Source organism: Pseudomonas sp. YY-1 (assembly GCF_002843095.1).
Lineage (GTDB): Bacteria > Pseudomonadota > Gammaproteobacteria > Pseudomonadales > Pseudomonadaceae > Aquipseudomonas > Aquipseudomonas sediminis_A.
On record NZ_PJLX01000022.1, the window covers coordinates 1 to 14959 of the forward strand.

The window sequence follows — 14959 nt, forward strand, 5'->3', positions numbered from 1 at the left end:
GCTAAACCTACTTTTTCAACAGAATCGGCCGGTAGCGGACCATCTGGAGTGGGCTTTGGGTTCGTTGGTCATGGACGTACCAATATCCAGGGCCCCAGCACATCTGAACTACTACCCCTCGCTCAGCCCCCTCGGCCCTCGCTATGGCGCAGATCGCCTAGAACTGCGCCAAATTCGCCACTCCAATTGGCGCAGTTCAGAAAACTGCGCCATAATTGCGCCAACAGCATTCAAACGGCGCCACCTAAGCTATGCCCTCCTCCACAGACATACTCAACAGTATCCAGGCATCTGGGAACGGTCTGACGCTGACTGAGCTATTGGCCAAACATCCCGACATTGCTCGGAGAACAGCGCAGCGACTGATTGCAAAGCTGATAGCAAGCGGTCAGATCTCAGCGCAGGGTGAAGGTAGAGCACGGCGCTATTTCGGAACTGCTATCCAAGCAGAAACCAGCACCCTGGACACTGATAGCTTTCCGTCCTTTATCCCGCTGTCGGCAGACAGCCGGGACATCCTCGCTTACATCAACCAACCACCTGAAGCGCGCAAGCCCGTAGGCTACCAGCGCGACTTTCTTGACACCTACCAGCCGAACGCAACGAGCTACCTGCCAGAATCACTGCGGCGCCAACTGCACAGAATGGGCAAAACCACAGATGCCTTGGAGCCTGCAGGCACGTACAGCCGCGCAGTCCTGAATCGCCTGCTGATTGATTTATCGTGGGCATCGAGTCACCTGGAGGGGAACACCTACTCGCGACTCGATACGCGACAGCTGATTGAGCATGGAAAGGCCGCACAAGGTAAAGCAGCCATCGAAACACAGATGATCTTGAACCATAAAACGGCAATCGAGCTGTTGGTCGAGAACATTGAAAGTGCAGAGTTCAACCGCTACACATTGATGAACCTGCACAGCGCCTTGGCCGAGAACCTGCTCCCAAATCCTGCAGATGAAGGCCGCATCCGGCAGCATGCCGTCGACATTGGGAAAAGCAACTATCGCCCTCTCTCAACACCACAACAGATTGAGGACACCTTGGAGGTTCTGCTTAGCAAGGCCAATCAGATTACTGATCCGTTCGAGCAGTCGTTCTTCATGATGGTGCACCTGCCCTACCTGCAGCCCTTTGCCGACATCAACAAGCGCACCTCCAGACTGGCAGCGAACCTGCCACTGTTTCGCGCCAACCTATGTCCGCTGACATTTCTGGATGTACCCGAACAGGCCTACAGCCGCGCCACGTTGGGCGTATACGAAATGACCCGGGTAGAGCTGCTGCGCGACCTGTACCTCTGGGCCTATGAACGCTCAACGCAGGAGTACCTGGCAATCAAGCAAGACCTTGCTGAACCAGACCCACTTAGACTGACCTGGCGGGACTTCATCAAATCGACCATTCGAGAGGTCGTCACTCATCCTGAGCTTGATCCACTGACCTGCATTCAACACGCAGTAGCTGAGCATGTTTCAGACACTGAGCAGCCAGAAGTACAAGCCCTGATCGTTGAAGAGCTCCGACGACTGCACGAAGGGGTGCTGGCGCGTTACGGATTACGGCCATCCGAGTTCACCCTCTGGAAATCGCGCCATGGGAATTGATGATCTCACACCCAACCATTCACGCCCTCAGACAGAAAGCGAACACTCAATATTAAGCCCTATGGATTACGAAAGCCTTCTTGCACAGGTCGTCCAACTAGTCGAAGACGCTGGCCTGCTGCTCATTACTGAATGGCAGCGCCCAGAAGGACCTCGCGGCTCAGGCGATAAAGCAGATGTCGATGTTGAAATTGAATCACTGCTAAAGCCGCGGTTACTGCAGCTGCTCGACTGTGATTTCTGGGGTGAGGAAACAGGCCATAGGCTCACAGGAGCCAGGTATTGCTGGGTTGTTGACCCCAATGATGGGACTGCAGACTTCCTGAAAGGCCACAAAGGCTCTGCAATATCTGTCGGCTTGCTTGAGGATGCCCAACCGGTGCTTGGCGTGGTCTATGCACCTGTTTTGCTGGATGGTGATTCCGACTGCGTCGCATGGGCAAAAGGGGCACCGTGTGTGCTTCGCAATGGGAGCCCCATTAAAGCGACACTCACCCAAAAAGAATGGAATCAAGACAGCAGAGTTATGGTCAGCACTGCGGCAACGAACAAGCCCGAAATCAATTCTGAATTGTGCTCACCAGGTTGCTTTGTGGCGATGCCCAGCATCGCCTATCGGTTGGCACGAGTCGCAGCAGGTGATGGGGATGCAGGCGTATCGCTTGTGCCGGTTTCAGCACACGATGTGGCTGCAGGTCATGCGCTGCTAATTGGCGCAGGGGGCGTGCTGATTGACCAGGATGGGAACAGCATCACTTATGTCACTGAAGCCGACATGCAGACAGTATCTCGGAGATGCTTTGGCGGTACGCGAGAAGCCTGCCAGTCACTGGCAAGCCGAAATTGGAGCAAGGTATTTACATGAAAACGCTAAAAGTCGTGATCGAGGATTGGGATGGTGATGGCGCCATTCGCATTCCCGATGAGGTCCTCCAAGAGCTCGGTGTAGATGTTGGTGACTCCCTTTATCTAGTCGAGGAATACGTTGGCTCAACGCGGTGCCTAGTGCTGAGCAAAACTGAACGCACTCCAGACCGCGTTGATGAACTGGTCGGACACTGGGATACCTTCGGAAAAGTGCAGAATGTTACGGATGATTGAGCAGGCAACCAGGCAGAACTGGCTGCCCTGCCTGTCGCATGACGTCATGACGTCATGAGCAAAGCGTTTAGAGGACTGATCGGGGCAACCACCTGAACCAAAACGCCTTGATCAATCCAGTCAGTTCAACTCCCCAGAAAGGATTTGAACGCAAAAAACCCTCCCTGTACCGCGCTAAGCCTTTGAAGTGAAAATCGATTTGGATGCGCTCTTGACGGAAGGCTCAAGGTTCCTATACTGCTCAACGACTGAGTGAAATCCTACAAATCAGTTTTCCGAGGCCAAGCGCCTGAAACGCTGATTTGAGCTGGGCATTTGTGTCTTTGGATTCAAATCCCCCCGGCTCCACCAAATAAACCCCTGATTTTCCTAGAGAAAGTCAGAGGTTTTTCTTTGGGGTGTCGAAAAGGTGTCGAAGCGTTAAGCCTGCTGGAGAAGATCGCTTTCGATGTCTGAAAAATTGCTGATCTTCACCGAACCATCGGGAAACCGGGCAATGACATCCAACTGACCCCCCATGGCTTCGATGTGGCTACGCAAAGTGGAAATGTACATGTCAGTACGCTTTTCCATCTTGGCGATGGATGGTTGCTGTACATGCAGCACCTCAGCCAGCACCTTCTGTGACAGCCCACGAGCCTGGCGCAGCTCATTAAGCGGCATCTCTGCAAGCAGCTCCTGGGCTTTGGCCTCTACCCTGGCCTGAGCCTCAGGCGCCATTTTTGCGCGCAGCTCTGCAAATTTCTTAGCCATCTATCAAGCCCTCCTTACGAAGCTGTTCCAGATGTTCGTCGTACAGTCGATCAGACAGCGGAACGTTGATGTCATACCAACGATCATCACCAGTCTTGTCGCCACCGATCAGCAAAATAGCCGAACGCCTGGGATCAAATGCATACAGGGTTCTGTAGGGTCGGCCTTCGTGCTGCGTCCTCAGCTCGCGCATATGGCTGTGACGAGAGCCATTGATTCCGCTGCTGTGTGGAAAGCCGAGTGACGGGCCTCGCTCCTCTAGAAGCTGGACTGACACCGCAACGGACTCCTGTTCCTCAGCAGACAAGCTTTCCCACCACTCACCGAACTCGTCGGTGTATTCGATATCCCAAGTCATGGCGAAAATATAACCTCAAAGGAATATTCCATCAATGGAATATCTGAATCATAGAGACGAGAGCGGGCCAATGCGTACCGCATCCTGCAGATGATCCGGTGCCAGGCGTGTAGCGCATGGTCATGGCCAGGCTGGAGTGACCCAGGATTTCTGCAGTGTGAGGATGTTCCCGCCGTTCTGGATGAAGCGACTGGCGAAGGCGTGTCACAGGGCGTGGGCGGCCTGGCCTTTCGTTAGGCGGATGGTCGTCCTGACCAGGGCGCGGCGGAACGAGGTAATGGACGAGTTTGGCTGGCCGTGTTGCTTCCAGTGCCTGACGATCTTGGCTTCCAGCTCTGCAGTGATCGGCACCGAACGAACCTTGCCGTTCTTGGTTCCGCTAAAGGTGATCACGCCATTACGCAGGCCAGTCAGTTTCAGCTTCTCAGCCTCTGACCGTCGAGCACCGGTGGCCAGACAAATCAGGGCGAGCTGAGCATCGTAATGATGTGCTTACCACCTCACACGAAAACCGAGCGTGGCGCCGTAGCCGTAAGAGTCGCTGCTGGCCAGGCTACGGGTGAAGTTGCCTTCACCGTAAAGCGAATATTTGCCGCCGTCCAGTCATGCGAGCCACCGAAACCGACGCCGGCTCTCACGCGGTCGTCGCGACTGCGAAACACCTGATCGTCGACACGCACCGAGGTGCCGTCGAGAAACTCGTTGTACAGATTGGCGATGGTATAGAGCCGCGTAGCGTCGAGCTGACGCTCCAGGCTGACGCCCACACGCCCTTGCAGACTGTCGTCACGGCCAGGGCGAACCGAGGCGCCGAATACATCGCTGAAGCTGTCGAAGCGCACCTTCGAGTAGGTCACCTGAGCCTGCGGGGTAATGAGCCAGCCTCGATCCAGGGTGATGCGTTTACCGCTCTCCAGCGAGAAGGCGTAGCCGAAGGCATCGTTGTCGCTGACCAGGCCACGCACCGGGCGCGCCGACAGGTTGCTGTCGTACCAGGTCGCCTGCACGGTACCGTCGACATAGAAGCCGTCGTTGCCGTACCAGGTCAGCGTGGCACCAAGGCCATAGCCATCGGTGGAGATGTCACCTGAGCCATAGTCACCCGCGCCATATCGCCAATTGGTATCAGCACTGCCGTTGACGTAATGCAGAGAAAGGCCACCAACGAGGCGGCCGCTATCGTTCTGCAGCAGCAGCGCATCGACACCGACCTGCGTTCTGGTCATGTCGTAGCGATACTCGCTGCCGGATGTCGAACGCTGCGGATCGACGCGATTGTGCCCGCCTTCTATCCGAATCCAGACGCCACTAGGGGTGGTGAAACGGCCACCGGCCTCCTCGGCCGACGACACTGCTCTACCCTCCTCCCAAAGGCGATTGCCCACGCGCTGATACAGCGTCGACACGCCATTGAGGCCGAGCAGTATCTGCGGATAAGCCTCGTAGCTGGGCACGCCCGGCTGGTAAAGCGGCGTGCCGGGCGGCGCGGAGGTGTTCTGAATGACCGAGCGCAGATACCAATCGCCATCCAGGGGCGTGGATACGCCGCCCTGATACAGGCGATAAGCGTAGGCTCCGGCCACGACCGCCGGGTCGCCTTCGTAGGTCGTGCTGCTCGCCAGGGTGAATACGCCGCTGGACGCACCACCGACCTCGATGATCCTGATCCCTTCGGTGGTTTGCGCACCGGTACCACCGACGTTGATGACGGTGATGGGTGTGCTGCCGGAGGTGGAGCCGGTGATCACTAGGCGATCGGTCGGCGAGCTGTCGTCGCCCAGTTGGGTGCGGATTTCGATGCTGCCGCCGGCTGGCGTGTAATCACCGGCAATCGTCAGCGTACCCAGGCTGCCGGGCTGCCCTGGCGCGATCACCCCGCGGTTGGTGGTGACACCGACCTGGCCAGTACCGGTAAGACGCGCCCCTGCCAGCACATCCATGGTGCCGCCAAGAGTGCCATCGACCTGCAGGGTACCTGTCTGTGCCAACACATCACCGGTAAAGGTGGCGCTGTTGCCAGTGAGGGTCAGCGTGCCCGTGCCTAGCTTGTTGAAGGTCGAGCTCCCGGAAAAGACCGTATCGATGCCGATGTCATAGCTGTTGCTATCGAACCAGGCGCCTTCCGCGCCGACGGCCAATCCCGCCGTGAAGTTTCTCAGGAAGTCGCTCTCGTTACGGTTGGCGCGCAAAATCCCGCCATCGAGATCGAGGTCGGCCGTGCCCAGCCCGGCGATCACTGCCCCGGTTTCGAGCACACCGCGCCCGGCAGCGCTGCCGTTGAGCTGCAGCGTGCCACTGCTGGTGGCGGTATCGGCGATATGCACGTTGTCGGCGATCTGCACCAGGCCGCCGCTGTCGATCGAAATCGAGCCACTGCCCTCGACGCCCACCCGCAGGTCGTCGGTCGCGCTCAGCGTCGAGACATCGCCCGTGGTGCTCGATACGCTCACCGTGCCGTCACTGCCAGCGTAATAGCCAATATAAATGGTCGCAGCGCCACCGCCGGCCTGCTCGGTACTGACTGCGGCACCGTCCTCGACCTGCAGCAGACCCGTGCCCTCGAAACCGACATAGATGTTGTCCAGCGGAGCCCAACTCGAACCAAGACCGTTGACGGTGACACGGCCATCGCCCCCAGCAATGACACCTATCACCCCCTGCTGGCTGCGCACCACGCCGCCATCGTTGATATCCAGCGTGCCAACGCCACCGACACCGATCTGAAAACTGGGGGTGGGATTCGCAGCCGACCTGGCGTCCCACAAGGAGCCGGCCCCCGAGACCGTGACGTTGCCGGTACTGCCAACCTCTCGACCGACCGAAACGCCGCCATCGCTACTCACCACGCCGCCATCGAGGATGTCCAGCCGACCAGTGCTGCCCGTCTCGACGCCGATATAGGTCTCACCGTCTATCGTCCAGGTGGACGCATTGCCTGCACCGTCCTCACCCTGGACGGTCACCGTGCCGCTGTCGCAGTTGCCGACATAGGCATCTACGGTACCGCTGACGGTGCCACCAGCATCGATAAGCAAGGTTCCGGCAGCACCATCACCCACGACAAGATCGCCACCAACGACCCAGTCATTGCCTGGGGGCGGTGTAGGGCTCACGTCCCCCGTGAACGTCACTTGCGCACTCGCCATCCGGGCACTGTCTGCGCCCCAGATACAGGCGGCAATCGCAGCGGAGAGCATCAGGGAGTGGCGAAGCGGGAACACTGCAGCGCTGTACTTCATGGCGCAAATCCTTTTTCGTTGTAAGTCGTTCGCTGGCTTGCCTGGCGGGCTCGGGGTTTGATGTGTAACGCAGCTGAATCAGTCATAGGGTTATAAACCATGATCCGCCAGGTCGCGACCAACTGAAGCCTGTTGGCACATAACCAGATGCAACAGAACGAACGGGCAGGAGCCATTGCCCTCCGCAAACGGCACAGTCAGAAGCGGCACGACTACCGAAAACTGACCGTACGGACGCACCTACCAAGAGCAACGAGAAAACTGACGGCAGGCTGCGTCAGCCGCATATGCTGAGATTCAGGCGAGGCGCTAGAGGCCCTGAGCTGTGGTGCCCAATGCAAACGCCCTGACATTGGCGAATGCCTCGCCGAAGTAGGCTTCGTAGCTGTGCTTTTCAACGTAGCCCAGGTGCGGCGTGCAGAGGATTTTCGGGTGGGTCAGCAACGGGTGATCGGCCTGCAAAATCGGCTCCTGCTCGAACACGTCCAGCGCGGCCTGGCCAGGACGGCCATGGTCCAGCGCAGCGAGCAATGCCCCGGGGGCGATCAGTTCGGCGCGACTGGTGTTGACCAGCAGGGCGTCAGGCTTCATCAGTTCCAGGTCAGCGGCGCTTACGCAATGTCGCGTGGCGGGCGCCAGACGCAGGTGCAGAGTGAGAATATCGGACTGTTCGAAGAAAGCTTCGCGCGTCGATGCGGCCTCGTAGCCATCGGCGATGGCGGCCTGGCGCGAGGCCTCGCTGCCCCACACCAGCACCTGCATGTCGAATGCACGTGCATAACGTGCCAGGCGCTGGCCGATCTTGCCGTAACCCCAGATGCCCAACGTCTGACCATACAGACGCTGGCCGAGGTTGACCTGCCAGTGCCCGGCATACAGGCCGTTCATGGCTTCGCGCAGCTGACGCCGGGCATTGAGGATCAGTGCCCAGGTCAGCTCGGCCGCCGCGATGGGTGAGCCAGTGCCCTCGGCGACGGTCACACCGCGCTCGCGGCAAGCCTCCACATCCAGATGCGGGCCGGCTCGCCCGGTCTGGCTGACCAGCTTCAGATTGGGCAAACGTGCCAGCAGCGCGGCGTCGATACGCGTGCGCTCGCGGGTCAACACCAGCGCATCGGCATCAACGAAGCGCTCGACCAGTACATCCGGGTCGCTGACGGCATCGTGATACACGCGAACATCGAAACCCTCCAACAGCCCGAAGCAATCGAGCTGTTGAACGACGCGCTGATAGTCATCCGGTATCACGATACGCATGCCAAGTCTCCGAATCAGGCCTCGCTGGCAACGGGGCTCTGCTGACGGCGCGCACGCCAGGCGCGCCAGAACGGCAGCACAATCATCACTGCCACCAGCGCCCAGACCACCCAGGTGATCGGGCTGGCGTACAGGATACCGAGATCACCGCTGGACAGGGACAGCGCTCGACGCAGGTTCTGCTCCATCATGCCGCCGAGGATGAAGCCGAGCAGGATCGCCGACAGCGGGAAGTCCAGCTTGCGCATGACGTAGCCGAACAGGCCGATGGCGATCATCAGGTACAGGTCGAAGGTGGTCGCATGCACCGCATACACCCCGATGGCGGTGATGATCGCCACTGCCGGCACCAGCGCCCAGTACGGCACGGCCAGCACCTTGGTGAAGACCTTGATCATCGGCACGTTCATGATGATCAGCATGATGTTGGCGACGAACAGCGATGCGATCAGGCCCCAGACGATGTCCGGCTGATTCTGGAACAGCAGCGGCCCCGGGGTGATGTTGTACAGCGTCAGGGCGCCGAGCATCACCGCCGTGGTGCCCGAGCCTGGCACACCGAGGGTCAGCATCGGCACCATGGAGCCGCAGGCAGCGGCGCTATTGGCGGTTTCCGGTGCGGCCAGGCCGCGCAGGTCACCGTTGCCGAACTTGTTGTCCTTCACTGCCATGCGCTTTTCGCTCATGTACGACACCGCGCTGGCCAGGGTCGCGCCTGCACCCGGCAGCACGCCGAGGACGAAGCCGACCACGCCGCTGCGCAGGTTGGTGGCGAGTACGAAGCCGCCCTCCTTCATATTGAACAGCATGCGTCCGCTGGCCTTGATCGCCTTCTGCCCGTGATGGGTGCGCTCCAGCAGGACCAGCAGTTCGCTGACCGAGAACAGACCCAGCACCAGCACCACGAACTGGATGCCATCGGCCAGACCCAGGCTGCCGAAAGTGAAGCGATAGACTCCGCTGTTGGCGTCGATGCCCACACAGGAGAGCAGCAGGCCGACCAGCGCCGCAACGGCAGTTTTAAGGGGTTTGTTGCCAGCCATGCCGGCCAGGCAGGTGATGGCGAAGACCATCAGCACGAAATATTCGGCGGGGCCGAACGCCACCGCCCACTTGGCCAGCAACGGTGCGAACAGCACGACACCGACGGTAGCGATCAGGCCACCGATGAACGAGCTCCAGGCCGACAGGGACAGCGCGACGCCGGCCTGGCCCTGACGGGCGAGTGGGTAGCCATCGAGGGTGGTCATCACGGCGGATGCCTCACCCGGAATGTTCAGCAGAATCGAGGAAATACGACCGCCGTATTCGCAGCCCAGGTACACAGCCGCCAGCAGGATCAAGGCGGTTTCCGGCGGCAGCCCCAATGCGAAGGCAACGGGAATCAGCAGGGCTACGCCGTTGATCGGGCCAAGCCCCGGCAGCAGGCCAACGACGGTGCCGATCAGGGTCCCGCACAGGGCCGTGACCAGGTTGTAGGGGCTCAGCGCCACGCCGAAGCCATGGCTGAGATAACCGAGAGTATCCATGGGTTCAGCCCTCCAGGGTTGAAAGAATGCCAAGCGGCAGCGGTACGGCCAGTGCCCTGTCGAACAGCAGGTAGAGGCCGATGGCCAACACCACGCCGCTGATCAGGCTGCGCAGCCAACTGCCGCCATACAGACGCGCCATGCCGATGCCGAACAGCATGCTGGCGGGGATGAAACCGATGGTTTCGAAAAGCACGGCATAGCCGATCATCAGGCCGAGAAAGACCAGCGCCTTGACCATCACTTCACGGTTCAGGGGCGGTTCTTCGCTCTGCACATCACCGGCTGGCTTGAGCAGCAGTTGCAGGCAAGCAAAGGCGATCAGCAGTAACAGCAGCAACGGGAAGGCCTTGGGCCCGACCGGTTCGTAGGAAAACGGGGCGCTGTAACCCCAGGCGAAAAAACCCAGGATGCAGCAAAGCAGCAGGGTCACCCCCGCAAAGATACGATCATGCATGGTGTTGCTCCGCAGCGATGCGCCGCGCAGAGGCGGCACATAGGACTATCACTCAACCAGGCCGAACTCTTCGCCCAGCTTTCGGTATTCCTGCACTTGCGCCTTGACCAGTTGCTCCAGCGCCGGACCGGTCACGTAATCAGGCAGTACGTCACGGTCAGCCAGGTAGGTCTGGAAGTCCTTGGAGGCATTGAGCTTGTCGAACTGCGCGTGCCACCAGGCGACGTCCTCCTCCTTTACGTCCGGGCCAAGGAAATAACCCCGGATCAACGGCCACTGAATTTCGTAGCCCTGCTCGCGCGCGGTGGGGATGGAGGCCAGATCGCCCCCCAGACGCTCCTCGCTGAAGATCGCCAGGGTGCGGATCTTGTTGCCATGCTGCGCACGGATCTCGCTGGCGCTGCCGGTAACCAGGTCGACGTGCTTGCCCATCAGCGCCATGTAGTGCTCGGAGCCGCCTTCGAAGGCTGCGTAGCGCAGGTCGCGCGGATTGACACCGGCAGCGCGGGCCAACAGCGCGATCTTCATCCAGCCCTGCCCGCCGATGCTGCCGCCGCCACCGACGACGATGCTTTTCGGGTCTTTCTTCAGCGCTTGCACCACATCATCGAGGTTCTGGTAGGGCGAGTCCTCGCGTACAGCCAGGGTGCCGTAGTCATTGCCGATCACGGCCAGCCACTTCACGGCGTTTTCATCGAATCGGCCGTATTTACCCAGGGCCAGGTTGAGCAGCGAGGCGCCCGAGAAGGCCACCAGGGTGCCAGGTTCGGCACGGCGGTTGGCGGCGATCGAGTTATAGGCCACGGCGCCGATACCACCCGGCATGTAGGTCACACGCAACGGCGATTTGAGCAGGCCTTCATCCTTGAAACCGGCCTGAGCCAGCTTGCAGGTCAGGTCGAAACCACCGCCCGGTTTGCTCGGGGCGATGCATTCCGGACGCGCCGGTTCATTGGCCATAGCGGAGGCGCTGGCCAGCAGCGCAGCTAGGGAAAGCGGCAGGATACGGCGAATGGAGCGAGTGATCATGGTGGGTTCCTCTTATTAGATTTGTCGGTAAGGGCGCTGGGTTACCACAGCGGCACGATGTAACTCAGGATCAGGCGATTCTCGTCCAGATCACGGACGAAGCTGGAGCGGTAAGTCGCGTTACGCCAGGTCACGGTCAGATTCTTCAGGGCACCCTGACCGAAGGTGTAGGCGATATCGGTGTTGCGCTCCCATTCACGACCCTCGCCTGCGGCGAAATCGACCTGGTCGCCACGCACGTAGCGAGTCATGAACTTAAGGCCCGGAACACCGACACTGGCGAAGTCGAAGTCGTAGCGCAGTTGCCAGGAGCGCTGGTCGGGACCGGCGAAATCGTTGATCTGCAGGAAGTTGGTCAGGTAAGGCGTGGCACCGTCCACATAGGTGAAGCCATCCTCACCAAGCATCTTCTGGTAAGCCAGGCCCAGAGCATGGCCAGCGACGCTGTAGGTGAACATGCCGTTGATGACCCGGTTGTCGATATCTCCAACCAGCTCCTTTCCGGCCTCGCTGTTGTTGAAGTAACGCAGATCGCTTTTCAGCTTGCCAGGCCCCAGCGCCAGGGTATGTTGCAGGCCGAGGAAATGCTGGCGATAGACATCGCTCAGCTCGGCATAGTGATAGCTGGCGAGCAACTGCGGGTTGATCGCGTAATCGACGCCAGCGAAGCGCAGCTCGTCGCTTTCGGGGCTGCGGCCGAATCGGCCGTTCTTGTTGTTCAGGGCCAGCTTCTCGGAGCCGGACACGCTGCGCTGCACCACACGGTCGATCTCGCCCAGGGTGAAAGTGGCGCGCTCGAGATCCTTGCTCTGCACCTGCCAACCCTCGAACACCTGCGGCAGCAGACGCGCGTTGCTGTACTGCAGATAAGGCATCTTCGGTAGCAGCGTACCCACGCGCAGCTGACTCTCGGCAAAACGCACCTTGCCGGTCACGCCGAGCTTGCTGTAGTCGTCCTCGGGGCGATTCTTGCTGTCGCGCGGCAACAGGTCGGTGCCGCTGCGATCCGGTGAGGAATCGAGCTTGATGCCGAGCATGCCGATGGCGTCGACGCCGAAACCCACGGTGCCCTGGGTGTAGCCGGACTCCAGGTTGAGGATGAAGCCCTGCGCCCACTCTTCGCGCTTGTTCTGCCCGGCATTCTCGCGAAAATCACGATTGAGGTAGAAGTTGCGCAGCTCCAGGCTGGCCTTGCTGTCCTCGATGAAACCGGCAGCGTTGGCACCGACTGCAGGCAGTGCCATGACCGTAATACCGACGACGGAGCAGCTAAGGGATTTTTTTCTTGTCATTGTGGTTGGCCCTACGGGTGTGGTTGTAGTGAAGCGAAATCAGGTGCCGGTGCGCCGCAGGCTGGGGATGTACACCTCGCCCGAGAACAGACGACGGGCCGTGCGCACCAGCGAGGCGCGCAGCTTCTCGGGGTTGCCATCGGCGGCAGGCTGCAGGGAAACCTCGATCTGACCGCCCGGATGCTCCAGGCGTACCAGTGCCTCGCCTTCGATGGGCGCGACTTCATGGGCGACGCTGCCAGGTAGCGCGCAGGCCGTGGCCAGGCCGATGGCACCGGTGGCAGCGACCGAGCGGTGGCAGGTATGCGGCATGAAATAGCGCACGCTCAGCGTGCCGCCATGGCGTGCAGGTGCCAGCAGCACCGGCTTGGGAATGACCATCTGCGATACGTCACCAAGCCCCATGGCCAGGCCGGCCTGCAGGCGAATGCGTTCCAGGCGCTGGAGAAACGCGCTGTCGGCATCCAGCTCGGCAGGAGACTCGTAGCCGGTCTTGCCCAACGCCTCGGCATGCATCAGCACCATGGGCATGGCCATGTCGATACAGGTCGTCACGACACCGTCGAACTCGTCATGCACGCGGCCGGTAGGCAGCAGGCGACCGGTCTTGGCGCCAGCGGCATTGAGGAAAGTCAGTTTTATCGGCGCGGCAGTACCGGGCACGCCGTCGATGGCGGTGTCGCCGTCGTAACGCACGCGGCCATTAGGGGTCATCACGTCGGAGTCGACGAAGGTGTTGGTGTTGAGGTTGCGAATGCGCACCCGCGTCATCGGCGAGCCGGCATTGACCAGGCCATGCTCGATGGCGAAAGGACCGATGGCGCAGAGCATGTTGCCGCAATTGGGTGCGGTGTCGACACGGCGCTGGGTGACCATGACCTGCACGAACAGGAAGTCGACATCGGCGTCCGGATGCGGCGAGCGACTGACGATCGCCACCTTGCTGGTCTGCGGGCTGCCGCCACCGATGCCGTCGATTTCCAGCTCGTGGCCCGAGCCCATCAGGCTCAGCAATACCTCGTCGCGCTGCTGCGGGTCAGTGGGCAGATGATTGGCCAGAAAGACCGGCCCTTTCGAAGTACCGCCTCGCATGAGTACACAAGGTACCGTCCGCATGATGCCTCCAACGCAATAAAACTAATGATTGTTGCTTTGCGTCGATTATGAGGAGCGGACTTTTATTCTGTAAAATGCATATATTTCAATATTTATTCCATTTAACGCATTAATGCACGCTCGTATTTCCCTGCTTGCCAGCCGGAAACGGAAAGACTAGGGTTCATTGGTAACTTTCAAACAAAAATACGCATAACTGATAACCCAAGCGCATGAATTACGAACTGCAAGATATCCGTGCTTTCGTGAAAATCGCCGAGTTCGGCAACTTTCATGAGGCCGCCAACGCCATCCACCTGTCTCAGCCGGCACTGACCCGGCGCATGCAGAAGCTGGAGGAAAGCCTCGGCACGCAGCTGCTGGATCGCACCACGCGCCGGGTCAGCCTGACGGCCGTGGGCCGGGATTTTCTGCCCAAGGCGCAGCGCCTGCTGGACGACTTCGAGCGCTCGATCCTCGGCATCCGCGAACTGGCCGAGCGCCAGTCCGGCCAGGTCACCCTCGCCTGCATCCCGACGGCCGCCTTCTATTTCCTGCCGACAGTGATCCGCGCCTTCAACCTGCAGTACCCGAAGATCCGCATCCGTATCCTCGACCTCAGTGCCCATGAAGGGCTGGAAGCGGTGATACGTGGCGAAGCGGATTTCGGCATCAACATGCAGAGCGGGCAGAGCGCGGAAATCGACTTCACGCCGCTGGTCAACGAGCCTTTCGTGCTCGCCTGCCGGCGCGATCATCCCCTGGCCAAACGCTCTGAAGTGGCCTGGCGCGAACTGAGCGACTACCGCCTGATTGGCGTCGGCCGCCTGAGTGGCAACCGCGTGCTGCTCGATCACGGCCTGGCCCATCTCGACTGGCGCCCAAGCTGGTTCTACGAGGTGCAGCACCTGTCGACGTCACTCGGCATGGTCGAGGCCGGCCTGGGCATCGCCGCCCTCCCCAGTCTGGCGATGCCGGCCGAGGATCATCCGATTCTGGTCAGCCGGCCGCTTGTCGATCCGGTAATCAGCCGTACTCTGGGTCTGGTGCGCCGCCGTGGTTCTTCACTGTCACCGGCAGCCGAACAGTTCGTCGAAACCCTGCTGCGGCAATGGCCGAGCTATACCTCCATCGGCACCACTAACCCCGCCGAACCCGAAAGCTGAGCCGCTGTTCGGGCCTGCGCATGCAGGCCGCCGGTCCGACGCGCTTTCATCAGCAACCACCAAGCAAGACAGGCCG

General features: G+C 60.2%; 14 protein-coding genes. 4 read left to right on the plus strand and 10 right to left on the minus strand.

Translation table 11 applies throughout. The annotated features are described in order from the left end of the window. Positions 1–320 precede the first annotated feature (320 nt). The 3 genes from CXP40_RS22595 to CXP40_RS22605 all read left to right on the plus strand — a co-directional run bounded on the left by CXP40_RS22595 (position 321) and on the right by CXP40_RS22605 (position 2708). The gene (locus tag CXP40_RS22595) at positions 321–1607 is read left to right on the plus strand and encodes a Fic family protein (protein ID WP_256579538.1); all 1287 of its coding nucleotides are present in this window, start codon (positions 321–323) and stop codon (positions 1605–1607) included. A 61-nt stretch (positions 1608–1668) separates the two neighbouring features. Beyond that, on the plus strand, positions 1669–2472 hold the full coding sequence (locus tag CXP40_RS22600) for an inositol monophosphatase family protein (protein WP_041476671.1): 804 nt from the start codon (positions 1669–1671) through the stop codon (positions 2470–2472). Beyond that, the gene (locus CXP40_RS22605; RefSeq protein WP_041476652.1) at positions 2469–2708 is read left to right on the plus strand and encodes an AbrB/MazE/SpoVT family DNA-binding domain-containing protein; all 240 of its coding nucleotides are present in this window, start codon (positions 2469–2471) and stop codon (positions 2706–2708) included. The genes CXP40_RS22600 and CXP40_RS22605 overlap by 4 nt, the downstream gene beginning before the upstream one ends. Before the next feature lie 420 nt (positions 2709–3128). Here the strand turns inward: CXP40_RS22605 and CXP40_RS22610 are convergent, their stop codons facing one another. The 10 genes from CXP40_RS22610 to CXP40_RS22655 form a co-directional block, all read right to left on the minus strand. Further along, positions 3129–3461, minus strand: a complete 333-nt coding sequence (locus tag CXP40_RS22610) for an XRE family transcriptional regulator (protein ID WP_074675645.1) — start codon at positions 3459–3461, stop codon at positions 3129–3131. Next, the gene (locus CXP40_RS22615; protein WP_061241945.1) at positions 3454–3819 is read right to left on the minus strand and encodes a type II toxin-antitoxin system RelE/ParE family toxin; all 366 of its coding nucleotides are present in this window, start codon (positions 3817–3819) and stop codon (positions 3454–3456) included. The genes CXP40_RS22610 and CXP40_RS22615 overlap by 8 nt, the downstream gene beginning before the upstream one ends. A gap of 204 nt (positions 3820–4023) precedes the next feature. Beyond that, positions 4024–4212 carry a hypothetical protein gene (locus CXP40_RS24055; protein WP_256579539.1) on the minus strand — a complete coding sequence of 63 codons (189 nt, stop codon included), beginning with the start codon at positions 4210–4212 and terminating at the stop codon, positions 4024–4026. Positions 4213–4319: 107 nt separating this feature from the next. Next, positions 4320–7058, minus strand: coding sequence for an autotransporter outer membrane beta-barrel domain-containing protein (locus CXP40_RS22625; protein ID WP_106735557.1), 2739 nt, complete (start codon positions 7056–7058; stop codon positions 4320–4322). A 309-nt stretch (positions 7059–7367) separates the two neighbouring features. Then, positions 7368–8315, minus strand: a complete 948-nt coding sequence (locus CXP40_RS22630; protein ID WP_106735558.1) for a D-2-hydroxyacid dehydrogenase family protein — start codon at positions 8313–8315, stop codon at positions 7368–7370. A 14-nt stretch (positions 8316–8329) separates the two neighbouring features. Further along, positions 8330–9844 carry a tripartite tricarboxylate transporter permease gene (locus CXP40_RS22635; RefSeq protein WP_106735559.1) on the minus strand — a complete coding sequence of 505 codons (1515 nt, stop codon included), beginning with the start codon at positions 9842–9844 and terminating at the stop codon, positions 8330–8332. A 4-nt stretch (positions 9845–9848) separates the two neighbouring features. After that, positions 9849–10301, minus strand: coding sequence for a tripartite tricarboxylate transporter TctB family protein (locus CXP40_RS22640; RefSeq protein WP_106735560.1), 453 nt, complete (start codon positions 10299–10301; stop codon positions 9849–9851). A 48-nt stretch (positions 10302–10349) separates the two neighbouring features. Next, positions 10350–11330 carry a tripartite tricarboxylate transporter substrate binding protein gene (locus CXP40_RS22645; RefSeq protein ID WP_106735561.1) on the minus strand — a complete coding sequence of 327 codons (981 nt, stop codon included), beginning with the start codon at positions 11328–11330 and terminating at the stop codon, positions 10350–10352. A 41-nt stretch (positions 11331–11371) separates the two neighbouring features. Then, positions 11372–12622: an OprD family porin gene (locus CXP40_RS22650; protein WP_106735562.1), complete on the minus strand. Its 1251-nt coding sequence runs from the start codon at positions 12620–12622 to the stop codon at positions 11372–11374. Between the two features lie 39 nt (positions 12623–12661). Beyond that, complete coding sequence (locus tag CXP40_RS22655; RefSeq protein WP_106735563.1) at positions 12662–13738, minus strand: 4-oxalomesaconate tautomerase; 1077 nt, start codon at positions 13736–13738, stop codon at positions 12662–12664. A gap of 212 nt (positions 13739–13950) precedes the next feature. On the opposite strand from CXP40_RS22655, the gene CXP40_RS22660 reads away from it, so the two are divergent. Continuing rightward, on the plus strand, positions 13951–14883 hold the full coding sequence (locus tag CXP40_RS22660) for a LysR family transcriptional regulator (protein WP_017361825.1): 933 nt from the start codon (positions 13951–13953) through the stop codon (positions 14881–14883). Positions 14884–14959 lie beyond the last annotated feature (76 nt).